Origin of the sequence: Prevotella sp. KH2C16, from assembly GCF_900113305.1 — a bacterium.
Classification (GTDB): Bacteria; Bacteroidota; Bacteroidia; order Bacteroidales; family Bacteroidaceae; genus Prevotella.
The window spans coordinates 43,856-66,380 of record NZ_FOOW01000014.1 but is presented as its reverse complement, the minus strand read 5'-3'; the positions used below and the strand labels follow the sequence as shown (position 1 = coordinate 66,380).

At 52.8% G+C, this 22,525-nt stretch carries 21 protein-coding genes, 1 tRNA gene and 1 pseudogene; 7 read left to right on the top strand and 16 right to left on the bottom strand.

The window, feature by feature from the left end; all coding sequences use genetic code 11:
* The first annotated feature begins 30 nt into the window (after positions 1 to 30).
* From BM114_RS09900 to BM114_RS09890, 3 genes are all read left to right on the top strand, one after another.
* Positions 31 to 426: a glycoside hydrolase family protein gene (locus BM114_RS09900; RefSeq protein WP_092112955.1), complete on the top strand. Its 396-nt coding sequence runs from the start codon at positions 31 to 33 to the stop codon at positions 424 to 426.
* A 364-nt stretch (positions 427 to 790) separates the two neighbouring features.
* Positions 791 to 1,243, top strand: a complete 453-nt coding sequence (locus tag BM114_RS09895) for a YjdF family protein (protein ID WP_091819524.1) — start codon at positions 791 to 793, stop codon at positions 1,241 to 1,243.
* A gap of 182 nt (positions 1,244 to 1,425) precedes the next feature.
* The gene (locus BM114_RS09890) at positions 1,426 to 1,881 is read left to right on the top strand and encodes an HU family DNA-binding protein (RefSeq protein ID WP_091820191.1); all 456 of its coding nucleotides are present in this window, start codon (positions 1,426 to 1,428) and stop codon (positions 1,879 to 1,881) included.
* Between the two features lie 48 nt (positions 1,882 to 1,929).
* Here BM114_RS09890 and BM114_RS09885 read toward each other — a convergent pair whose 3' ends face one another.
* The 13 genes and pseudogenes from BM114_RS09885 to BM114_RS09820 all read right to left on the bottom strand — a co-directional run bounded on the left by BM114_RS09885 (position 1,930) and on the right by BM114_RS09820 (position 11,379).
* A complete protein-coding gene (locus BM114_RS09885; protein WP_091819528.1) occupies positions 1,930 to 3,204 on the bottom strand; it encodes a PcfJ domain-containing protein in 1,275 nt (424 codons plus the stop codon).
* 18 nt (positions 3,205 to 3,222) lie between these two features.
* Positions 3,223 to 3,753, bottom strand: a complete 531-nt coding sequence (locus BM114_RS09880) for an antirestriction protein ArdA (protein WP_091819532.1) — start codon at positions 3,751 to 3,753, stop codon at positions 3,223 to 3,225.
* A gap of 11 nt (positions 3,754 to 3,764) precedes the next feature.
* Positions 3,765 to 4,181, bottom strand: a complete 417-nt coding sequence (locus tag BM114_RS09875; RefSeq protein ID WP_091819536.1) for a PcfK-like family protein — start codon at positions 4,179 to 4,181, stop codon at positions 3,765 to 3,767.
* Positions 4,182 to 4,242: 61 nt separating this feature from the next.
* Positions 4,243 to 4,889, bottom strand: a pseudogene (locus BM114_RS09870) (hypothetical protein).
* Between the two features lie 128 nt (positions 4,890 to 5,017).
* A complete protein-coding gene (locus BM114_RS09860; RefSeq protein ID WP_091819548.1) occupies positions 5,018 to 5,365 on the bottom strand; it encodes a hypothetical protein in 348 nt (115 codons plus the stop codon).
* 139 nt (positions 5,366 to 5,504) lie between these two features.
* Entirely contained in the window at positions 5,505 to 5,972 is a 468-nt protein-coding gene (locus BM114_RS09855; RefSeq protein WP_092112952.1) for a DUF1896 domain-containing protein, read from the bottom strand.
* Positions 5,973 to 6,007: 35 nt separating this feature from the next.
* A complete protein-coding gene (locus BM114_RS09850) occupies positions 6,008 to 7,234 on the bottom strand; it encodes a site-specific integrase (protein ID WP_091819553.1) in 1,227 nt (408 codons plus the stop codon).
* A gap of 312 nt (positions 7,235 to 7,546) precedes the next feature.
* Positions 7,547 to 7,634, bottom strand: a tRNA-Ser gene (locus BM114_RS09845).
* 75 nt (positions 7,635 to 7,709) lie between these two features.
* On the bottom strand, positions 7,710 to 8,063 hold the full coding sequence (locus tag BM114_RS09840; protein ID WP_092112950.1) for an MmcQ/YjbR family DNA-binding protein: 354 nt from the start codon (positions 8,061 to 8,063) through the stop codon (positions 7,710 to 7,712).
* A gap of 3 nt (positions 8,064 to 8,066) precedes the next feature.
* Complete coding sequence (locus BM114_RS09835; RefSeq protein WP_092112947.1) at positions 8,067 to 8,873, bottom strand: TatD family hydrolase; 807 nt, start codon at positions 8,871 to 8,873, stop codon at positions 8,067 to 8,069.
* An 18-nt stretch (positions 8,874 to 8,891) separates the two neighbouring features.
* Positions 8,892 to 9,590 (bottom strand): hypothetical protein, encoded by a 699-nt coding sequence (locus BM114_RS09830; RefSeq protein ID WP_092112945.1) that lies wholly within the window; start codon positions 9,588 to 9,590, stop codon positions 8,892 to 8,894.
* A 79-nt stretch (positions 9,591 to 9,669) separates the two neighbouring features.
* On the bottom strand, positions 9,670 to 10,644 hold the full coding sequence (locus tag BM114_RS09825; protein WP_092112942.1) for a polyprenyl synthetase family protein: 975 nt from the start codon (positions 10,642 to 10,644) through the stop codon (positions 9,670 to 9,672).
* A 15-nt stretch (positions 10,645 to 10,659) separates the two neighbouring features.
* Positions 10,660 to 11,379 (bottom strand): energy transducer TonB, encoded by a 720-nt coding sequence (locus tag BM114_RS09820; protein WP_092112940.1) that lies wholly within the window; start codon positions 11,377 to 11,379, stop codon positions 10,660 to 10,662.
* 102 nt (positions 11,380 to 11,481) lie between these two features.
* Here BM114_RS09820 and porQ point away from each other — a divergent pair, with 102 nt between their 5' ends.
* From porQ to BM114_RS09800, 4 genes are all read left to right on the top strand, one after another.
* Complete coding sequence (porQ, locus tag BM114_RS09815; RefSeq protein ID WP_092112937.1) at positions 11,482 to 12,429, top strand: type IX secretion system protein PorQ; 948 nt, start codon at positions 11,482 to 11,484, stop codon at positions 12,427 to 12,429.
* Between the two features lie 4 nt (positions 12,430 to 12,433).
* Positions 12,434 to 13,129: a (d)CMP kinase gene (cmk, locus tag BM114_RS09810; protein ID WP_092112935.1), complete on the top strand. Its 696-nt coding sequence runs from the start codon at positions 12,434 to 12,436 to the stop codon at positions 13,127 to 13,129.
* 626 nt (positions 13,130 to 13,755) lie between these two features.
* A complete protein-coding gene (locus tag BM114_RS09805) occupies positions 13,756 to 14,544 on the top strand; it encodes a hypothetical protein (protein WP_092112933.1) in 789 nt (262 codons plus the stop codon).
* Between the two features lie 47 nt (positions 14,545 to 14,591).
* The gene (locus tag BM114_RS09800; RefSeq protein WP_092112930.1) at positions 14,592 to 14,777 is read left to right on the top strand and encodes a hypothetical protein; all 186 of its coding nucleotides are present in this window, start codon (positions 14,592 to 14,594) and stop codon (positions 14,775 to 14,777) included.
* A gap of 205 nt (positions 14,778 to 14,982) precedes the next feature.
* Here the strand turns inward: BM114_RS09800 and BM114_RS09795 are convergent, their stop codons facing one another.
* Genes BM114_RS09795 through BM114_RS09785 form a run of 3 tightly spaced genes read right to left on the bottom strand, consistent with a single transcriptional unit; the run spans position 14,983 to position 22,379 of the window.
* Positions 14,983 to 15,846 (bottom strand): 4-hydroxy-3-methylbut-2-enyl diphosphate reductase, encoded by an 864-nt coding sequence (locus tag BM114_RS09795; RefSeq protein ID WP_092112927.1) that lies wholly within the window; start codon positions 15,844 to 15,846, stop codon positions 14,983 to 14,985.
* The gene (locus tag BM114_RS09790; protein WP_092112924.1) at positions 15,843 to 16,904 is read right to left on the bottom strand and encodes a DUF1573 domain-containing protein; all 1,062 of its coding nucleotides are present in this window, start codon (positions 16,902 to 16,904) and stop codon (positions 15,843 to 15,845) included. The genes BM114_RS09795 and BM114_RS09790 overlap by 4 nt, the downstream gene beginning before the upstream one ends.
* Positions 16,905 to 16,907: 3 nt before the next feature.
* Positions 16,908 to 22,379: an MG2 domain-containing protein gene (locus BM114_RS09785; protein WP_092112921.1), complete on the bottom strand. Its 5,472-nt coding sequence runs from the start codon at positions 22,377 to 22,379 to the stop codon at positions 16,908 to 16,910.
* Positions 22,380 to 22,525: the final 146 nt, after the last annotated feature.

The following is a 22,525-nucleotide window of genomic DNA, read 5'->3' as shown; positions in this document are numbered from 1 at the left end:
AAGACTTTCCATAATAAAGTTGTATTCATAATGGCCGTCGTGAAATACTTTGAGGGACTGCATGGCTGGAAGGATTATCCATACGTCGGATATGGTCATCAGTTGCAGCCGGGTGAGCACTTCACGGCAAACATGACGGAACGGCAGGCGGACTCGCTGCTCCGTGCCGACCTTTGGAAATGCTTTGAACACTTCAAGGGATATGGCAAAGATGCCCTGCTGCTGACCTTGCTTTCCTACAATGTGGGTATGGGGAGGTTGCTTGGCTATGGCAAGCAATCCAAAAGCCGACTGCTGCGAAAAATAGAGGCTGGGGATAGGAATTTCTATCGGGAGTATGTCTCGTTCTGCCGATACAAGGGCAAGGTCTTGAATGGATTGGTCAAACGCAGACAGGTGGAGTTTGTGATATTTTATGTACCTTGATAGAGTAAAAGGTCTGAATTTTAAATAGGTCTCTGTATTGTATGTATACTATATGGCAGTAAACACCATTCTTTTTCTCCAATATTATATGATAGTATAGAAATTTTTATTATCTTTGCAACCGAACATGTCAGCCAAGACGGGTTAGCTTCTGTTACTATCAGAAAATATCAGCGGAAGTTTCTAACTAAACAGTTAATATGGTTTGATGACCATAGGCTTGTATGCTCCCAATAAGGGGGTACGGAGAAGTGCTTTTTAGGGAAAATGTTCCCACAACGCTTCTTGACATCAGTATAGGGCAGCCCTAACCGTTGTGTGAGGTACTGCTTGCGTATTGAATTATTAATTGTTTAGATGGAATATGGCAACAGTAACAGAATTTAATGGCAACGAGCACATTGTCTCAATTGTCTATGATGAACCATTTTGGATTGCTCTTTTCGAGTCATTCTATGAGGGTACTTACTCTGTAGCTCGTGAGGTAATCGGAACTTCCGAGCCTACCACTTCCGATATTGTTATGTTTTTGGAGAATCTCGACTGGCAGCGGCTACATTACACGGTGCCAACAGTTGAGGAAAGGCAGAAAAAGTACAAGGTTAGTTTCAAGAAGCAACAGAAATTAGCGCAAAAAACTATGAAATCCTCTAATTACAAGTATGTTTACAGTAAGGCGCAGGAAGAACTGAAAAAACAGCAAGAGCAAGACCACAAGACGAAAAAGGCTTTGGCAAGACACCAAAGAGAAGAGGATAGAGAACGGAAATTTGAAATTCGGCAAGCTAAGAAAAAGCAGAAACATAAAGGAAGATAAATAGTTATATATGATGTCATTTTCTCTCAAATATGATGTCATATTTAGTTGGAAATGATGTCATATTTTCGTATATTTACCGTTGAAAACCTAAGAACATGCCAGCCGACAATGGAAAGCCCCTCACCTTGACTGGTGGCGAAGCATCAAAAAAGAGGAGCAAAACTAAATATCAAACAACTATGGCAAACAGACCATTAGCCTACACGCTTACCGAGCGTAAGGCAACCATCGGAGCGATGGCGGGGAAGACCGTGCTTCAGGCACGCCCCACAGGGCGCAAGCGTATTGACCACCGCAGTTTTTGCGACGAAGTGGGACACGCAACGACATTCACAGGCGCAGAGGTGGAGGCTGTGCTCCGCCTTGCCGCCGAAATTGCGAAGCGGCACGTGGAAAACGGAGACATCGTGGAATTTGGCGACATCGGTACGCTCACGCCATCCTTCCAGAGCAAAATCGTGGAGAAGGGCAAGACGGAGTTCAACCCCAACATCCACATCACCAAGCCAGTCGTGCGTCTTTCGCCTTCGCGCAAGTATTTCACGCTCTCGGGCGTAAGTTATGAGCGTGTGGAAGCACCGGCGAAGAAAACGAAACCGTCAGGTAGTAGTACTGAGGAAGAGGATTTACCGTGATTTTATTTGAAAGCGGAGTGATAACTTGTGGGTATCGCTCCGCTATTTTTATGCCGTCGCTTTCATTCGTTGGCTGATTAGCCTTCGGTTGGCATTGACAAGATTCACTATCTGCTCGTGGTATTCCGTGTTCTTGTTGCACACTCCACGACTTTGCACCACTTCCAAAGTCTTTAATGACACCTCTATCGTCTCTATCCGTTTGCCCTCAATGGTAGCCGAAAGGATAAGTGAGTCCTCTTTGAGATAATACTCATTGGAGAATACGCAATGGTGCATGGTCGCTCCCTCCTCCAAATGCTCCCGCACGCTCTCCAATACGTGGACTTGGATTGTTCCGTCCGTGAATGATATACCGAAGAACTTGGATTTTAGTTCTTGGAAACGCTTTTCATCTTCCATCGCCTTTTGCCGTTTCGTGGCAATCTCCTCCCTTTCCCTTTGTCTGTTGAGTTCCGTATGTCTGCGGTCGTGCTCGGCTTTAAGGTCGGCAGGACAAAGGTACTTCAGGCTGTGTGTGTCCCTGCCCAATCTGCGGAGCATGTCCACATAGTCGCACCAAAGGGAAATGTCGGTTATCTCGTAGCCGTTGCGGACTGCAATCTTATAGGACTGCCAATACTCGTCAAACGCTTTTCTTTTGCCAAGAAAATAGCGCAGGTGGTCTGTACGTCCCGACTTCATCAATGTTTCGGCTCGGCTGTCGGAAAGCAACGCAGGTATCAGCGTTGTTGGCTCTATGCCATAGAAATTGTCCTCAAAGCCATTCCTGCGCAGGGTGTCCGACACCTTGAACTTCGGATATATCGGGGAAGTGGCAGCATATCGGTAGGCATCGTTGTCGTTGCGTATTGCCATAGGGGTGTAGAACGAAAAGGTATCGACGTACCAACCCATCGTGCGTGGAATGGCGACTATGGCTTTCCTTCCCTCAGCGTTCCACCAATACTGCCCGATTTCAAGCGCATGATATTCAGCCTTGCAGCCTTTCTCCATTTCAGCCACGAGAAGGAACATTCGCAATACTTGGTACTCTCCGCAAGCGGTAAGCGTGGTGAAATACCGTTTCTGTTGCAATTTACGTTCAAAGGTTTCTCTGACCTGCAACCTTGCCCTGCAATGGGGGCAGGTGCAGGTTTCTTTGGGTTTGCCCATCACCCAACTAAGTCCGCAGTCCATACAGGTGGTGCGACCTTTGGGCAGTCGGTAGGCAAAGTGGCTTATGCACTCACGGAAAACCCACCTGCTCTGTGTCTTGGTTATCGGGCGAAGGTGCTTGCTCTCGGCAAGTATTGCCTTCTCAAACTTGTTTCTCGGTTTCATTTTCTGTCCTCCTTGTTTTTACTCGTCACGGAATACATATCCGCTCTCAAACCAATACCCCTCGTCAAAGAGTTCGTCTGCATACTTGTCATAATCGAAGTACCGCTCTGCAAACTCGGATAGTTCGTGTTCCATTCCTACTATTTCCCTTGCAAAATCTTCTTTGCTCACATATCTGCCCACAAAAGCGGAATGAAATTGCTTCATTAGGAAATAAACGGAAGAGGTCAAGTCCTTGCCGGTATTCTCCACCCATATCCAAAAGGCACTCATGTTCATACTGTCCAATTTCTCCAACTCGTCCCGAAGTTCAAAGAAGTTGCTGTCCAAATGCCCCTCGTCAATGAGTTCTTCGGGAATGTTCTCCCAATCTTGGAACATCAATTCGGGTTCTTCCTCGTCTTGGTGGAGTTCGTGGCACACTTCCATAAACTCGTCTTGGTCGTAACAACTCGAAAGGTCTATCCACTTACCTTTTAGTGAGCCTTCGTTGTACTTCCCATAAGTACTTACATAGATGCGTGCTTCGCTTAAATCGTATCGTTCCATAATCTTTACTTTTAGATGTCAAACAATGAAGGCTGTATCACCTCTGCCGTTTCTTTCTTTTGAGGTCTTGCATTACGGCTCTGTATCTTGGCAAGTTCCTCACGTTGATATTGCGCAATGGCTTGCTTGCGTGCTTCTGCCTTCTCCTCCTCCGTGAGTTCCACAACGTGGTTTACCATTACTCGGCAGTCGGTTGCCTTTCCCACCTCTATCTCGTCCTCGTCATAGTAGTGGACTGCCATAGAGTAGATTTCATCGTCGTCAAATCCGTTGCAGCCACATTTCTGCACTTGATTAAGAATGTAGGTTACACACTCCTCAATGCTTTTTTTAGGTTTCATCAAGTTGGGGGCAAACAAAGGGTCTGTCATAGCACGCTGATTGAGGTATTCGGCTATCGTGCGTGTGAAATGTTCTGTTCCTTTCATAGTCGTATATGTTTTGATGTTGTTAATACTTGGGAATTTGGCTTTCACTTCGTCCGCCGATTTACAATTCCACAATCTGATTGATGCGTCCATATAGGTAGGCTCTTAGGCTCGTTCTGTCGGGTGCGTAATACTCTGCCCATTGTCCGTATTGAGCCACAAGGTATTTCTTCAGCACATCGAAGAAGTCAAATCGCCAACCTTGCAAGGGAACGGCTGTACGGAAGTAGGTGTTTGAGTTCACGGCTTCACATAGCCAGTCCTTTTCTTCACGGCTCATACGCTCGCCACGATTGAGTTTCGCACGCAGGAGGTACACCTTGCTGTTTGAAAGGCTCTCCAATGGGTTCACGTCCCATTGCACGAACTTGGTTGCCAACACTTGCTCACTTTGTCCAACCACAGAGTTAATGCGGTAATGAGAGGAGGAGCTATATCCTTTTTTCTTCATCGAAGATGTTGTATATACTTTCTGCTTATCCATAGCGACATTTTTTTATGCGTCCAAAGATCGGAGTATGCTGATTCCTTTTTGTAGCAATACACGAGGTAGCGGGGCGGGGCTTGCACAAGGTTTTGGCGAAAAATACTACCCGCAGGGATGGAGATTTTTCAGACAAACCGGAGGCACCGACCTTGGGAAAACCGCAAGCCCCGTACTACCTTTGCGGATAAAAAGGGAACAGCATCCGTCTTGCGACATCGCATATTGTGGAGATATGGAAGAGAAGCGAAAGTGCAACGCCTGAAACGGAAAACAAAAAAGGTGGCTATCTGCAAAATGCGAGATAACCACCTCATGAAATATAAATGAAAAGTTTACAGAAACGTGCTTCTCAAAGCACGCAGAGCAGGATGGCGCAGAGTATCGCCAGCCAGAACAGAAAGCTCAGAAGCGTAAATGTCACTTTCAGGATTACACGGACTATAAAGCGCAGTATCAGAAAACCTGCAATGACTGACACGGCAGTTACGACTTGCGGCGTTACCATCTTTGAGATAAGGTAAACTGCACCGATGACAAGGGAAAGCAGAAGGACGGGTTCGATGAAGCGTGTCCAACCGAAGCGGCGGACTTGCTTGGGAGAAGTAGGCTGCTGCCTGTTCCTGTCGGTCTTGTTCGATGCGTCTGCCTTGATGAAGGCAGGTGTGTGAACGTCTTGATTCATGATGATTGTATTCATAATCGGGGCTTTTAATAGTTCAAGAGCGATAACAAGATGCGCAGACTACACAAAGGCAAGTGTTTGCAGAACTCTTGGCGTGTGGAGTGGAGCGTGTATCTTGGCTCTTGACACTACAAAAGCTCCCGATGGTGTTACTTCAAGTTATGTTCTCACTGTCTATCGTTGGCAGAGCATTGACCTCGATGAGCAGAACGATTGTCCCTGTCAGCTCGGTGTATAGTTTCTCATACTCCGGACTCGCACTGAAGTCGTCCGTCAGTTCATACTTGTCGAAGACGCTTTGCACAGCCTTGTTTTTCAGAAGTATCGGGGAAAGCCTTTCGGGAAGTGGGGAGGGCAGTTCCTTCTCAAACTCATTTTCCAGCACGGAAACAAGCGTGTCGTATTTGGAGAAATGTAACCCTCGATGCAGCACCTCGCTTGCCATTGTCTCCGCTTCCGGATGCGAGAAGCCTTGCGCCACTGCATCGCAGTAAGTAGTAAGGGCATCATCGGCTCTTGCCGTTATGAACGGCTTGTCATTCTGCATTTCGGGGAAATGCTCACTGAGGTAGTTCTCCAACTTCAGACGGAAGTAGGAAAGTTCTTTCTTTGTCGTTTCCATAAATCTTTTATTTTAGGGTTGTTATACTTTATTTGTTATCGGATCCCCATCGCCTTGTTGAACTTGTCGAGCTTGCCAGAAAGTTGCTCCATATCATGCTCTATCTTCTTGTTGGTGATGCGGGCGTAGATTTGTGTGGTCTTAATATTGGTATGTCCCAGCATCTTCGACACGCTTTCCATCGGAACGCCCTTGCTCAGTGACATCGTGGCGAATGTATGGCGGGCAAGATGGAAGGTCAGATTCTTCTTGATGCCACAAATATCGGCAATTTCTTTCAAATATGCGTTGGTTTTCTGATTCGTTAATATGGGAAACAGTTTGCCGTCCCGATAGGTCTTGTGGCTGTACTTGGCGATGATACTCTTGGGTATATCCAGCAAGAGTACATTTGTCTCCACGCTGGTCTTCTGTCTTTTGGTCATAATCCACTGCTTGTCATCGAGCGTAACGATGTTGTCTGGTGTGAGATTGGACACGTCAATATATGCCAGTCCCGTGAAGCAGGAGAATATGAAAACGTCCCTTACCAGTTCTAAGCGGTGGATATCCAGTTCTTTGTTAGCAATCTTCATGATTTCCTCGTCCGTGAGAAAGCCGCGATTGACAGGCTCCAAGTGAAAACGGTGGTTGAGGAAGGGGTCGTGAAGAAGATAGCCACGTTTTTGCGCATAGATGGTTACGGTCTTGAGTGCCTTCATTTTCTTGACAGACGTGTTGTATGCGCAGCCTGCCACCGTGCTCAGATACAACTCAAAATCCTGTACTACGGATGGTGTGAACTCTGTGAGCCCTATATCCTTCCTTCCATGCTTATAGACAAGGAACTCTGCGAAATGTCTTCTCAAAACGCTGTATTTCTGAAGGCTGTCCTTGCTGATGGTATGTCCTACACGCTGTCTGACATCTTCGTTGAACCTGTCGAATACAGGGAGAAAAGTTGTGTACTCCCTGTCTTTCCCCACAAAAAACGAGCGGATTTTCTCCAATGACAGGGAGGGGTCGTCCTCAAATTTGTGATAGATGTTATTCAGTGTAGCAGAAATAGAGTCCAATGCGGCATTGGCGGATAAGGCTTCAGCCGTCCGGCCTTTGAGCCGACTTGTGGCATTGTTCCATACAGTCTTGTCCACGAAGATTTTCGTAGATCCAAAATTAGCCATCTCTCCGTTAAGGAATACCCGGAGCATTACAGGCGACTTTCCTTCTTTGTTCTCATAGTTTGAGCGTAGGTAGAAGGACACCTTGAAATTTGTTCTCATAATGCATCTTTCTTTTGTGTAGCACTCGGCTGCAAAGTTAATACTTAATACGTTGAAAAAGAAAGAGTTGATGCCGTCAATATGGTATTCAGAATACCGTCACTGCTACATTTTTTGCTGCTGCATTTTTTGTGTAGCAGTATGTGTAGCAGAAATTGACCGAAAGATGACCGTCAAAACATAAGGTTATGCCGTCAGGCAACGGAGGTATATACAAAGAAAAATCGTTGTAAAACCTTGATTTTACAACGATTAGCTAATTTTTGAAGGCTAAAATGACAACCTTTGTGAAGTCCTTTTGAAGCCTATTAGCGGAGAGACGGGGATTCGAACCCCGGAACCGGTTTTGCCGGTTACACGCTTTCCAGGCGTGCCTCTTCAGCCACTCGAGCATCTCTCCAAATCGGCTACAAAAGTATAGTTTTTATTCGAGAATCAGAAGTTTTCGCCCATCTATTTAAATTTCTTTAAATATTTAAAAATCGTATTTCCAGCGTAAATTCTTAGGTAACCTGCTCACTACCAAGCGATAAGACTGATCTATCAGAGCATGGACGCGCTCGTCGGGAACATCGCTCCGCAGGGCTATATCGCTCCAATGTTTCTTGTTCCAATGATAGGCAGGGGTAACGCCCGTAAACTCCGCGCGCAGTTCTTCATGGGTCTCCGGCAACAACTTGAGAGCTATCACAGGCTCAAGGGCAGCCAGATGGATACACATGAATATCTTCCGCTCCACGCGAAAGACAAGGCAGTCGTCGCCGAAAGGCATGTCCTCCGTTACTCCTTTCAGGGACAGGGCATAGGTCCGGATCTCTTCTATATTCATTTCCTATACTTCTATACGAAACACTCGCCGCACATTCTCGTTCGTCTGGCGGGCAACTTCCTCCTCGCTCACGCCGTAGCTCTCGGCCAACTGCCGCAGGACTGAGACAAGAAAACTGCTCTCATTGCGACTGCCACGATGTGGCACCGGGGCCATATAGGGGCTGTCGGTCTCCAGGACGATGCGGCTCAGGGGAACATTCGCGGGCAGGTCTTCCCGCAGATGGCTGCTCTTGAAGGTGGACACACCGCCTATGCCGAGCACGAAGCCGTCCAGCGACAGCAGCTCGAGCGCCTCCCGGCCGTTGCCGGTGAAGCAGTGGAATACGCCACCCGCCAGTTCCCGCCTATACAGCTTGAGGATGCGGAGGAGCTCGTTCTGCGCCTTCCGGCAATGGATCATCAAGGGGAGGCGATACTCCACGGCCCATTTCACCTGCTCTTCGAAGGCCGACAGCTGTTCTCGCTCAAACTCCCGTGTCCAATAGAAGTCGAGTCCCACCTCGCCCACGGCAATGATTTCAGCCCCGCCCAGCGTGGGATGCTCCTCCCGAGGGGCGAGATAGGGCTTCATCCGGCCCAAGACATCCTGCCAGTCGGCACCCACCTCCTCGGGCTGCAGCCCTATCATGGGATGGAGATAGCCGAGAAAGGCGCGGCACGCCGCCTCCATCGTGGGAATGGACGACAGGTTGACGCAGGGCAGGAAGACCTTGCTGACGCCGGCCTCCCTCGCCCTTGCGACGACTTCCGGCAGATCTTCGCGAAACTCCTCACCGTCGAGATGAGCATGTGTATCGATGAAATTCAATGTCTTAAATGTTTAATCCTAATAATTATGCTCCTCGTGGCGGCGGTAATAGTATATCACCCCGAACTTCCGGCACGCCTTGAAGCGCACCTCTGGAGGCTCGTTCTCATAATACTTCTCTATCTGATTCCACAAGTCCAGTATCACCTTGTCTACCTGGGGGCGGAGTTCCTGAATGTCGCGGGCATCCCTCTGGCAGCGCTCCTGCAAAGACTGCTGCTGGCGAACGGCCTCGGAAAAGATGTCGTAATGGGTATTCAGCATGCCCAGCGACGGATTATAGATAGGCCGGCCGCCCTTCTTGATGCGCGCTTTCTCGCCTTCGATGACCTTCTTTCCCCACTCCATGAGCTTGCCGGCGGTAGTAATGTCGGGCACGGCAGTCGCGTCCTGCGGAAGTGCGTATAACTCCAAGAGACTGCGCCTGATTTCCCCGCGTTCCACGCTCATGATCAGCACCTGTATGAAATGGCTCACATACATCCACGCATTATGGTGCAACTTGCCCATGCGGGTATTATAGCGCTTCAGCGCCAGCCTGCTCAAGCGAAGCTGCTCGGTGGCAGTCAGCAGCCGGTCGTACAACGACTGGGCCATGTTGAGCGTTTTCCAGTCGATAAACCGGTTGCGGGCGGTATAGATGTCATTGTTGTCGAGCAGCGTCTTCAAGGCTTTCAGTCGGGCTGCATCGCTCTTGGGTAATCTTCTGTAGGGCACTTATTGGTAGATATTTTACGATTGGGATTCAATGTCTTACACGCATCCGACCCATCTGAGGGAAGCTGGTGGAGGGAGTTTACTTTTCTCTGTGCATCATCTGAGCCGCATAGTCAGCAAGCTGCTTCTTGCGCTCGGCAGGGAGGTTGACGGCATCCAGGAACTTCTTGCTCTGCTCGAAGTAAAACCGTATCTTGTCGCGGGCAAGCTCATCAATGCCCATCTCGTCATACAAATGCGTTACCGCGGCAATCTTTTCACGGGCATCGAAGTCCTTGGCCGACAGCCATCGCCCCAGCTCCTCGTGCTGCGCGGCATCCGAATGGTTGAAGGCGTTGATCAGCATATAGGTCTTCTTGTTGCAGAGAATGTCGCCGCCGATGGCCTTCCCAAAGACGGCAGGGTCGCCGTAGACATCCAGATAGTCGTCCTGCAACTGGAAAGCCAGCCCGATTTGCTCACCAAACCGATAGAGATTCTCGGCATCCGCCTCGGGCGCATCCGCCAGAATGGCACCTATCTTGAGGGCGCAAGCCAGGAGGACGCTGGTCTTCAGGCGGATCATCTCTATGTATTCCTCCTCCCGCACATCGGTGCGAGACTCAAAGTCCATGTCATACTGCTGCCCCTCCCCTATCTCAAGGGCTGTCTCCGTGAAGCAGTCGATGACGGCCTTGAGCTTGTCGGGACGACATGCCGACATGCGCTGATAGGCCAGGACGAGCATAGAGTCGCCGCTCAGAATGGCCGTGTTGGCATTCCACTTCATGTGCACGGTCTCATGCCCGCGGCGCATCGGCGCGTTGTCCATCAAGTCGTCGTGCAGGAGCGTATAGTTATGGTAGGTCTCCAGGGCGCAGGCCGAGGAGAGAATGGTTTCCGGATCGTCCTTGAAAAGATTGTAGGCCAGCAGCATCAAGACGGGACGGATGCGCTTTCCGCCCATGGAGAGCACATAGCGGACAGGCTCATAGAGCGACTCCGGCTTGCGGTCGTAAGGTAAATGGTCCAAATACTCATTGAAGAGTCTTAGTAATTCTTCCGGCGTGAACATATCATGAAAGTTTCTTTAAATTGCGAAAACAATCGGTACGGCCATCATCGTCCGGCAGGGCTTGTCGTTTTCCAGTCCAGGTTTCCACTTCGGCATGAGCCTCATCACGCGCAAAGCCTCCTGATCGAGATAGGAATCATTGGCCGACTGCTCAATTTTCAGGTCAGATACCGACCCGTTCCGGTTGATGATAAAGGAGACCACCACCCGCCCCTCTATGTGCTTTTGCTGGGCTATGGGCGGGTATCTCAAGTTCCGGGTGAGCCATTGGGTGAAGGCGGCCATCCCCCCCGGGAACTCGGGAATCTGCTGCACGATGCGGAAACTCAAGGGATCGTCGTTCCCCACCAAGGGAGTTGCCGGCACGGCTTCCTTCACCGTAGCCTCTTTCTTCAGCGCGTCGCCCTCCCCCTCGTCGATGTCGCTCGTGTTGGGAAAAATCTTTTCCGCCTCAGACGGTCTGGTCTCCGCCTCCTTCACACGCTCCGTTACCGCCGGGGGAGGCGGCTTCGGCGAGGCCACGGATATCATATCCTCCTTGTCCCGTTTAAGTTTAAGTTCCAGATCCTCTATGAAATCCTCGTCCACTTCCATGTCGTTGTCCACCACTTTGGGACGAGTGGTGTATTCCATGGCCACGAAGAACAGCGAACAAGCAACTATCAAGCCCAAGAGGAAGCCCTGCCACCTCTTGTTATCCAGATTCGCCTTGTTTGATTTCTTCAGTTCTGCCACACTAAAACGATAGATTCCGCGTTATGAAAATGAATTCAATTACAAAAATAACGCAGATATTTGAAAAAAGGTGTAACTTTGTCGAATAATTAGGAAAATTAAATGAAAAAAAGCGTTTTTACCCTCCTGTTAACCCTTTTTGCCATTTTTGCGGCAGCTCAGGAGAGCCAGACGGAGTACAACTTCCTGCGTCTGCCCGTGAGTGCGCACGCCGCGGCACTGGGAGGGGACAACATAACGGTCATCGAAGACGACGAGGCACTGATATTCAATAACCCCGCCCTGCTGTCGTCAGTAAGCGACAAGACCGTCAACCTGAACTATATGAACTATATGAAGGGTGCGAATACGGCCAGCGCGGCATTCAACAAGACCATTCGCAACCGCGCCACGGTGGCCGTCTCGGCACAGTACATCGACTACGGGACGATGAAAGAAGTTGACGAGAACAATGTCCAGACCGGCGAATTCAGCGCAAAGGACATCTCGATAGCGGGATATTTCAGCTATATGCTTGGCGACCGGGTGGCCGGAGGCATCGCGGCCAAGTTCATCACCTCGTATATCGGCAGCTACAACTCCATCGCCATGGGCATAGACCTCGGCCTGAACTACTACGACCCAGACCGGGAATGGTCGCTGTCGCTGGTCGCAAAGAACCTTGGAGGCCAGCTCAAGGCCTACAACGACCGGTTCGAGAAGATGCCCATCGATGTCCAGGCCGGCGTGAGCAAGCGCATCCTGCACACCCCCTTCCGCCTCTCGGCGTCGCTCATCGACCTCAACCACTGGGACTATAAGTTCATCTATCACCTCGTGGCGGGCGTGGACATCCTCCTCAGCGACAACATCTGGATAGGAGGCGGATATAACTTCCGCCGCGCCAACGAGATGAAAATCCTCGGCAGCGACGACACCGAGAGCAGCCACGGGGCAGGTCTCTCCTTTGGGGCGGGCATCAACCTCGACCGCTTCAAGATCAACCTGGCCTATGCCAAGTATCATGTGTCGAGCAATTCTTTCGTCGTAAACTTAGCCTATACACTATAGCGTCATGAGAAAAATCACTATCGCCATCGATGGCTTCTCGTCGTGCGGCAAGAGCACGATGGCCAAAGACCTGGCCAAAGAAATCGGATACATCTATGTAGACACGGGAGCCATGTATCGTGCGGTAACGCTCCATGCCCTCCGCAACGGCCTCTTCAACGCCGACGGCACCATCCGGGCCCGTGAATTGGAGGAGCAGATGCCCCGCATCAACATCAGTTTCAAGTTCAATCCGCAGGCAGGACGCCCCGACACCTATTTAAATAATGAGCTCGTGGAGCAGGAAATCCGCTCCCTCGAGGTAAGCAACCATGTCAGCCCGATAGCCGCGCTGCCCTTCGTCCGCAAGGCACTCGTGGCCCAGCAACAGCAAATGGGGCGAGAAAAAGGCATCGTGATGGACGGCCGCGACATCGGCACCACCGTCTTCCCGGACGCGGAGCTCAAGGTGTTCGTTACGGCGAGCGCCGAAGTGCGTGCCCGCCGCCGCTTCGACGAGCTGAAGGCCAAGGGCATGCCGGCCGACTTCGCCGACATCCTGAAGAATGTGGAGGAACGCGACTATATAGATTCCCACCGCAAGGTTTCACCCCTGAGGAAGGCCGACGACGCCATCGAGCTCGACAACAGCCATATGACCATTGCAGAGCAAAAGGCCTGGCTGATGAAGCAATATCAGGAGAAAATACGGGAAAAATAACCCCTGCCCATAAAAAAAACTATAAATTTAACGAATATTTTTTGGTTGAATCGAAATTATTTGTATCTTTGCAACAGAAAACAGAAACTATCAGGTTTAGTTTTCATGAGTTTTATAGAAATACAATTTAGGTAGCAACAAGACAGAAAATCGTAAAAGAGACTAAGATATCAGAAGAAATATAAATTATAAATTTTGAGTTAATTACTGTTTTTTTTGTGAGGGGCGCCATCGTGAGATGCCGTCCTTTTTCGTTGTCCCCACCCCCATCGTTGCCCGGACAGGCTTCCGGAATGACGGCACACGGCATCCGGCCCTGCGGGAAACGACCTTCAGCCCGGGGAGCGATGGCCTGCACCAATGTTACAAGCGGCGTGTAACACGATTACACACGGCGTGTAATCCGATTACACGCCGTGTGTAATCTTCCCGAAAACGACTGCGGACTAACCGGCGCGCCGCTTGCAGGCCCCGCGAAGGTCGCCGGCTTAACTTTTTTTTATCCTCTTTCCTTGTCATAGTCATCAGATTATCGTATATTTGCAGTATCATGAACACGCCCTCATAGCAGAAGGCCGGGCCGTGATGATAAGCAAACAGTATCTCATCTACTAAAGCCACAGACAATGAAAAAGAACACGCTACCCAACATCCTGCTGTCTCTCGCAATAGTATTCGCACAGGCATCCTGCTCCAAGGAAAGCGAAGAACGCGAGGATGAGCCTCTGCAACCCGAGAAGGTGCTGAGCCTCACCTATGCGGACATGGTCGACCAACTGAACAAGGTGTTTGCCTGCAACCTGTATCTTGCGGCGGAAGACAATCCTGACCTGCAGAAAGAGTATCTGGAAAAATACTTCGGCAACATGGCGCCCATAATAGACCGCCAGAAAGGAACCATCACCACAAACCATTATTCAACGGGCATCGTGATCTATACCGGCAACAATCCACTGACTGCCGCAAACGCAGAATGGACCGTCAAGCTGGCGGAAGGAACCCTTGCCTACACCCTGCACCGCACCGGAGACAACCTCTACACCCTCAAGGGGCGGATTGCAACCCTGATTCCGTCTGTCTATACATCGCTCGAAACCGACATGGACCTGCGCATAAAGGTGGAGACCAAGGACGATATTCCCTATTATCCCTCCTACCAGAAACAGCCGCTGCCACGCACCACATGGGTCTATACATTCAACGGAAACAGCAGCACGACGGCCAGCGGCTCAAGATTAGGCTATGTGGCTTGGGACTGCGAGGCGGCCGACCTGAAGGCCTATGACCCCAAGATGCACTTCGGCACCGAACCGGTATACCCCGCGGGAAGCTACTTTCACGGCGGCGTGGCCAGGATGAAACTGCTGCGCTCGCTGAACGGAGAGGCCGAGAGCACCACCCTCTCCTTCTCCTGACCGCTGCCCGCGGGAAAATCTACCCATCAGCACAATAGTTCAAGAACATGGGCATACGGTTTGTCTTAATCTTCTGGGTGATTATTTTCTCAGTCGTTGCCGGGCTGGCCGGGCTCATTGCGCTGGCCATAGCAGCCCTCGTAGCCAAAGGAGAGAACAGGGGGAGGAAGCTCTTCCTCGCCTTCTGCTCGCCCGGCGTGGCGATATTCAGCTACGCCGCCGACACGGCCTGACCTCGTCAGCAATCAAGACTTCTATTGGCAGACCCGCAAGTATGCCTATATCGCAGCGGGAATCGTATGCCTCCTGCTTACCCTCGGCGTGCTCTATGCCTTCTGGAGGATAGGGCTCTCCGTGCCTGCCCGCATCCATTGGGAAAGAAAAAACCGACGAGAGAACCCGTCGGCATAATCGAATAATGTGCCCCCAGGGGCAGAATCACTCCTCCACACGCGCCAGGATATAGTCGCGGCATTGCTCCATGAGCCATTTCGGGGTGCTCGTGGCCCCGCAGATGCCGATGGTCTGAACGCCGTCCAGCCACCGCATATCGATTTCCTCGGGGCTCTCTATCTGGTAAGAGTTGGCATTCACGCTGCAACACTCATGGAAAAGCACCTTCCCGTTGGAGCTTTTGCGCCCGCTGACGAACAATACGAGGTCGTGCCTTGCGGCAAACGAGGCGATATTGGGCATCCTGTTGGCCACCTGACGGCAGATGGTGTCGAAGCTGCGGAAGGTGGCTCCTTCCCGGATATGCGTCTGGATATACTCGATGATGCGGTGAAACTCGTCGAGCGACTTCGTGGTCTGCGAGTAGAGATAGATGTCGCGGGAGAAGTCGAGGCCTTTCACGCCCTCGAGGTTCTCCACCACGATGGCGCGTCCATGCGTCTGCCCTACCAGCCCCAAGACCTCGGCATGCCCTGTCTTGCCGAAAATCACGATCTGCGCCGACTGGTTGTTGTCGTTCTGCCGCTTGATTCTTCGCTGCAGCTGAAGCACTACGGGGCAGGTGGCATCTATGATTTCGATGTTGTTCCGGCGGGCAATCTCATAGGTCTCGGGCGGCTCCCCGTGAGCCCGCAGCAGCACCTTCACATCGTGCAGCTCCTTCAGCTGGTCGTGGTTGATGGTTACCAGTCCCTTGGAATGCAGCCGCTCCACCTCCATACCGTTGTGCACGATGTCGCCGAGGCAGTAAAGGGTCTTGCCCGCGGCCAGTTCCTCCTCGGCTTTCTTGATGGCCGTGGTAACGCCGAAGCAGAATCCGCTGCCGCTGTCTATCTCTATCTGGATCATTTCACATTAACGGTTATCACCACCTTGGCATTGTCGGGGTCGTTGGTTATCATCAGGATACGGGGCTTCGAGCGGGCTTTCTGCAGGCCTTTTGCTATCGCCGTAACCTTCAGGCGCGCCGTTCCGCCCGGCTCTATCTTCTTGTTGCTCAACGAAACCTCCAGTCCCTCGGTGAACATTTGCAGACTTCGGATTTCCAGAGTGGTACGCCCCTTGTTCGTGATTTCTATCTCCCCTTTCCTCTTGGCCTTCCCGTTCAGGGCAAGATTGAGCTCACGGGCCGACAGAACAAGGCTCGGCATGAATTCCCGCGCCGACTCATTGAAATTCTCAAAGCTGGGAAGCAGCACGGCCGAAAGCGTGATTTCCTTTTCGTCGGAGACCTTGTCGCCCGGATAGGCACCCAGATAGACCGAGGTCTGGTTCAGTCCCAGGTTGCGAATCCGCCGCGAATCCAGGTAAAGGGTGATGACGCCGGCATGTCCCGCCGCAATCTTCGACGGCGACACCTCGGCCTTCAGGTAGGGTGGCATGTGCATCACCTGGGGTTCGGCAGTCTGCGATGACGAGTTGAACACATGTATCCGCTTGAAAGGGCGGTCGCCGCGGTTGACATCATCGAACTCTATCTCGTTGACATCCGTGCTCAACTGCCCGAGGCGGAAGGGATAGTCGCCCGCATAGTCGACAACCTCGGTTACCACATGACCGCGCAAGGTGAGCAGCAGCGGCTTGTCGTCGGCATTGCTGTAGACGGCTATGAGTTTTTCGAAATGCCCCAGCTGCTGGGCGTCGTAGCTGGCACTCACCTTGAAACTCTCGTCCTGCGGAATGCCGTTGCGCGGATAGGAGGCCGTCGCACAGCCGCAACTGGTCTTCACATCGCGGATGTAAAGCGGTCGGTTCCCCTTGTTCTGTAGTTCAAAATCCACGGTTACGGGTCTCTGGAAGAGTATCTGCCCGCAGTCTATCACACTCTGCTTAGCCTCCAGTTTCTGTGCCGACGCCCCGAGGGGAGCCGCCAGCAACAGGAGTCCTACTATCATTTGTTTTCTCATATCCTATTTCACATTCAGGTTCTTGGCAGCCTCCCGGGCCATGAACTCCGGACTGTAGGCGCACTGCACGGTGCAAGTGCCCGTCTGGTAGTCGCCTTCCCGGTCAATGTAATACTCGGTCTCCACCACATGCTTGCCCTTGGCCAGGCGGTCGAAGTAATAGTTCGTGGTGTTGTCTTTCGGCGCGCAGTAGTAGCCCCAGTGGTAGCCGCTGAGCTGTCCGACGGGTTCCATGCAGGCCGCACGCTTGTCCTGCACCTGCACGAAGTCGTAGTCGCGGTCGGCGGTAACGGTGATGCGCACCTTCACCTTGTCTCCCACCCTGAGGTTGCGCCCCTCGTTGAGAATCTCGCGCCTGACGGTCAGGCCGGCGGAAGCGTTCTGCACCTCGGTGGATTTCTGCATGAACTGGGCATAGACGGCACCCCAACTGGTGTGGTCGGTGGTCTTCCGGGCAGTAAACTGCCGCAGGCCGCCACCCTGATAGCGACCCTTCACATAGCCGATGGCGGCACTCCGGTGGTCGGCCGACAGTTCCCTGCCGTCCACTTCCAATACCGCCGGGGTGTTGTTTTCGGGCGTGAGCTTGTCGGTCTGCCCGTTCAGGAAGGCATAGACGGCGTCGACGCTGTTGAGGGGAGTGTCCCAGCTCTGCGTCCGCTTTTCCTGCAAGAGCCACCGTTGCATCTCCTCGATGGTCTGTTTCTCGGTCGGCTGAAGCTGTTTCAGCGCCTCGATGGCCGCCACCTGGGAAGGAATGCGATAGTCGAACCAGCTGTATTGCGCCTTCGGAGTGTCGAAATAGCGACCCATTTCCTCCTTGTAGACCGTGTATTCCTTCACGCTCTGCAGGTATTCACGCGCCTTGGAATCCTTGCCGTAGAGGCTGAGGATGACGGCGCTGTTGGCCTTTCCGTAGATGGTATACTCCGCCGGCTGCTTCACGAGGAGGTTCAGCAGATAGTTGATGTCGGCCGTCGTCGGTCTTCCTGCCAGCGCATTGCAATAGAGATAGTTGCAGGCCAGCTCAGTAGGCACAAGGATTTTCACCCCTTTCTTCTCCAGTCTTTTCAGCTCTACGACCTCTTTCCTTATCTCCTTGTCAAGGAATCCGAACGCCTTGGACAGCATCTGGCGAGTAGGTTCCTGGTTGCCAATCATCTTGTTGAGGCGCGTGAGCATCTTCGTTACTGCCACCGTCATGTACGGGGAGCCCTCCATGCCCGACCACCAGCTGAACGATCCGTCCTGTCGCTGCAGTTCCCGAAGCTTGTCGAGCATGTTGGCCATGCGCATGGAAAGGGTGTTCTCGTCGAAGAAACGGATGAGCTGCTGCCTCTGACTGGTCTCTTTCTCGGCATCCATGACCCACGGCGTCTCCTCGAGAACCATCGACTTGAGTTCCTGATTCTTCTCCAGACTGCTCATGAGGGTGGTCTCCGTGCCTTTTTCCTGCTTCCAAAGGTCAAGCGTCTGCTTGATGACAGGGCTCTGACGGAGCAGGTTTGAGGCGATGGAGTTGGCATAATAGGCTGCCGCCAGCGAGATGGCGTTGTGCTCATTGACATCTCCCACATAGGGTAAGGCCTGTACCATCAGCCATGCGGGGTTGTCGGTGTACTCCACGGTGAGACTGTTGTCGTCGCGCTTCACAGGGAAGAGCGCATCGAGGTCTATCGTCTTGGTGCCCGCACTGTTCTGGGTGAAGGGCACGGTATTCGTTACGAGTTCCATGTCCGGGAGTATCGGCAGGTAATGCTGCTCGCCGTCGCTGTAGTTCTTCCCGCTTGCCACAATCTTGCATACGAGCATTCTGTCGGCAGATTCGGGTCTGTAACTGAAGCTCACGCTCGTCGTTCCGTTGGCAGGAATGCGATATTTAGCCGTTTCCTCATAGACGATTTCCTGCGACTCGGCATCAAGGAGCTGCATCTTTGCCGTGCCGGAGACAGTCTTTGAGGTCGTATTGAAGACCTTGCTGCTTATCGTTGCCTTGTCGCCTACCCGCAGGAAGCGCGGCATATTAGGCTGCACCATCACCGTCTTCTTGGCCACGGCCTCGCCTTCGAGGAAGCCGTAGTTCATCTGGCTGTCGTGGGCAAAGCCGATAAAGCGCCATGTGGTGATGCTCTCGGGCAGCGTGAACTTGATCTTCACATTGCCCTGGGCGTCGGTCTCAAGGTTCGGATAGAAGAACGCCGTTTCCTCCAGGTTCTCGCGTATCTGGCCGCCGGGCAGACCGGGGGAATCTTCCTCGCCGGCGGTTTCCGACTTTCCCTTGAACCCGTAACCGACAACGATGCTCTCGTTCAACGCCTCGTCGCCCGAGGCCACAGACCTCCCGCGCACCCGGACATCTGCCCTACACGCAACGATACCATCCTCCACGCTGGCCGGAGCGGCTGCTTCCTTTGAGAGCATGCCAATCCCCCTTACCTTGACAGCCGCATGCTTATGAATGATGGGAGCGTTGAATTCCAAGTAACAGATTCTGGAGAGGGTGAAGGCATCGACCTTGAGCCACTTGATGCCCTGCGCCGAGCTGGCATATGCGTCGCGGAGGAAGCCGCCTATCCATGCCGTCTGTGGATAAGAGTACCAGATGGGAGGATTGAAAAACCAGCCGTGCTTGCGGATTTGGTCAAGCGATTTGTCGAAGAGCGTCGCATAGAGCTGCGCCTTGGCGGCCTTGTCGCCCGGACGGATGATGTTTAGCGTCCACTCTTCCTGCTGCCCAGGCACGAGCTTGTCGCGGAAGGTGGTCCACTTCATGATGAGCCGCTTGTCGGGCAGCGGCTTGCGAATCTGTACATTGTGGCGGTAGACCACGCCCTCCTTCACCCACGCATAGTTGAGCACGAGCCCGGTGCCATACTCCGGCTTATAGGTGAACGAACGGTTATGGAGCTCGCCGTGCAGGTCGATTACTCCGCTTTCGAGGAGTTTATTGCCGCTCATGATGGTGTAGACCACATGCTGCACCGGGTCGGAAGAACCCAGCTGGATGTGCACGGGACTGCCGTCGCGGGGGAACTCCTCGGCTGTCTGGTAGAACCAGTCGTGCGTCTCGACCACGGCCTTGTTGTCTTGGAGGGAGAACACCACGAAGTCCTGTTCAATGGTATCCGACCCGCACACGGCCCGCAGATGGTGCCTGCCCGACTGCAGGGGGGCAATCTGAGTCCGGATGTCCAGCTCCTCGTTGGCCTTGGCCGTATATTTCTTATTGTCGATGGTATAGGTCACCGTTCCCGGAATCTCCTTCCCGGCATTGTTGCGATAGCCGAAGGTGAGGGTACGGAGGCTGTCCTTGAGCTCCCGCTGCGGCATATCACAGGCAAAGGCGGTAGGCTTGGAGCTTACGGGCAATGTCAGCCGGCCGTCGCGCGACTCCCCGCCGAGGTCGGTTACGGTAGCGTTCACCACGATGTTGCAGAATATAGGCTTGCCGTCGTGCCGCTCGGGCAGCGTCATGGGGACGCGAATCTTGAACTCGCCGTTGGCGTCGGTAACCGTCGTGTCTTGCCGGAGCTGGCCGTAACCGGACTCCTGACCGTTCCAATAGCCCCACCAGAGCGAGCGGTTTCGCGATATCGTGTAGGCCACCTTGGCACCTTGCACGGGCACTCCGGCATAGCTTCGTGCTTTTCCCGACACCATAATGGTGTCGCCGGCCTCGTATTTCTCCCTGTATTCATCAAACTCCACCTCAAAGGTAGGACGCTTATACTCCTCCACATGGAAGTAGACAGCACCGGTGTTCGCACGCACCGAGAACTCCCCCGTCAGCCCGCCCGTGGGCAGGACGAAGTCGGCAGAGGCCGAACCGAACTCGTCGGTGGTAACTTTCTTCTGTTCCACCTCCTTGCCATTGGCATCGCGAAGGGTGAGCGTGTATTCCTTACGGCGAAGCACATTCAGCTCGTCGTATTCCTCCTTGCCGTATGCCACCATCGCCACATGCACCGTCTGTCCGGGTCGATACAGCGCGCGGTCGGTGTAGAGGCTTACCTCATAAGAACTAATCTTCGTGTCATAATAACTGAAAAACGGGCGGAAATACTGCCTTGGACTATACAGATCTTCTCCTTTGAAAATACGAATATAGGAATAATTTGCCCCTTTTAAGAGGTTCTCACCTTTCGCGTCGGTATTGATAATCGTCTCAGGTGCCGACTCGTTGCGGCTCAACGCCAGGCGGGCACCCGGAACAGGCTCGCCCGTCGTGGCATTCACCACGGCTATGCGCACCGAATGGTCGGGCAACTCGGTCCAGACCGCCTGCAGATTGCTCACCCGAACGAGCATCCGGCTGGGCTTCACGCTCTTGTTGTCGGTCTGGAACTCCAGAAGATAGGCACCCAAGGGCAGTCCCTTGAGCGTGATGGAGTCCTCCGTCTCTTCATAGGCAGGGTGCCCGGCAAAGTTCTTCGCCTGTGTGGCGTCGGCCTGAAGCCGTGCGTTCTTCATCAAGCGAGCCAGCGTCTTGGCATTGTCGACATCGCCCCCATCGTCCGGCAGCGCGTCTACCCGATACACCTTCATGGTGAGTTCGCGGATGTTGCGGGCGAGATTGACTTTCAGCTGCTGCTCGCGGCCGGGCAACAGGAGGGTCTTGGCGACATTGACAGAGAACTCCGGCTGCGTGAGCCGGCTCAGGTTGTTGCGCAGGACATCCGCGCGGGGATAGTCGTTCCACTTGGCGATGGCCTCGTTGAGATAGTCGAAGCGCGCCTTGTTAAGCTCCCTGGTGCCGCCTTCCATCAGGTCGTAGCGCCTGATGGCCACCTCGCAGGCTATCGGCAGGTCGCCGTAAAGGCGGAGGAGAGAGTCGAGCGAGGCCATCCTCGTCTTGTCGGTCTGGGACTCTTTCTCGTTGAGCTTCAACGCCGTGTAGCAGGCCGCGGAGCGGTTGCCCCTGGCCTCGTAATACTTGTGGAGCGCGGCATAGTCGGCCGTCGCGAAGCCGATGACATGCAGCAGGTCGTGGTTGAACACCTTGCTGTCTACGCCCACCTCCACCAGCGGGGCGTAAGAGGCATCCCGGATGGCCGCCAGGGCGTCGGGATTCTCCATGGCACGGGCATAGTATTCGTCGCGCCGGGCCTCACGCTCCTCGTTGTCGTAGTCGTATTCATACAGCGCACCAATGACCACATCGTAGACGGCCTTCAGCGCTGGGTCGCCCGTCCTTTGCTCCAGAGCCTCCAGGCGAGCCCTCGCCGGCTGGAGGGAATCCGGCGATACGGCTGACTGAAGGCCGACGGTGAGCACCTGAGCCTTCACCAGATGGCCATAGGCCTTTTCCCGAGAGGCCAGGCGGGAAATCTTTTCCAGCACCTCGAGCTCGGTCTTGGGCAGGTCTTTCGATCGCGCCGCTTCAAATTCCTTCCACAATTGGGTATAGTTATCCGCATTCATTGACAAAGGCAACATGCACAGCAGCATGGCGATTAAACCGACAATATGTTTCATAACTCCATCTTTTTAGGATTCTATCCTTAAATGCGGCCTCTGGCAAAAACTTGCTTTTACCGGGGCGATTATTAGGCAAAGATAACAAAAAAAACATGAATCCATGACGGGTTCGTGATAAAAAGTCATGCTTTTAGGCTTTTTTC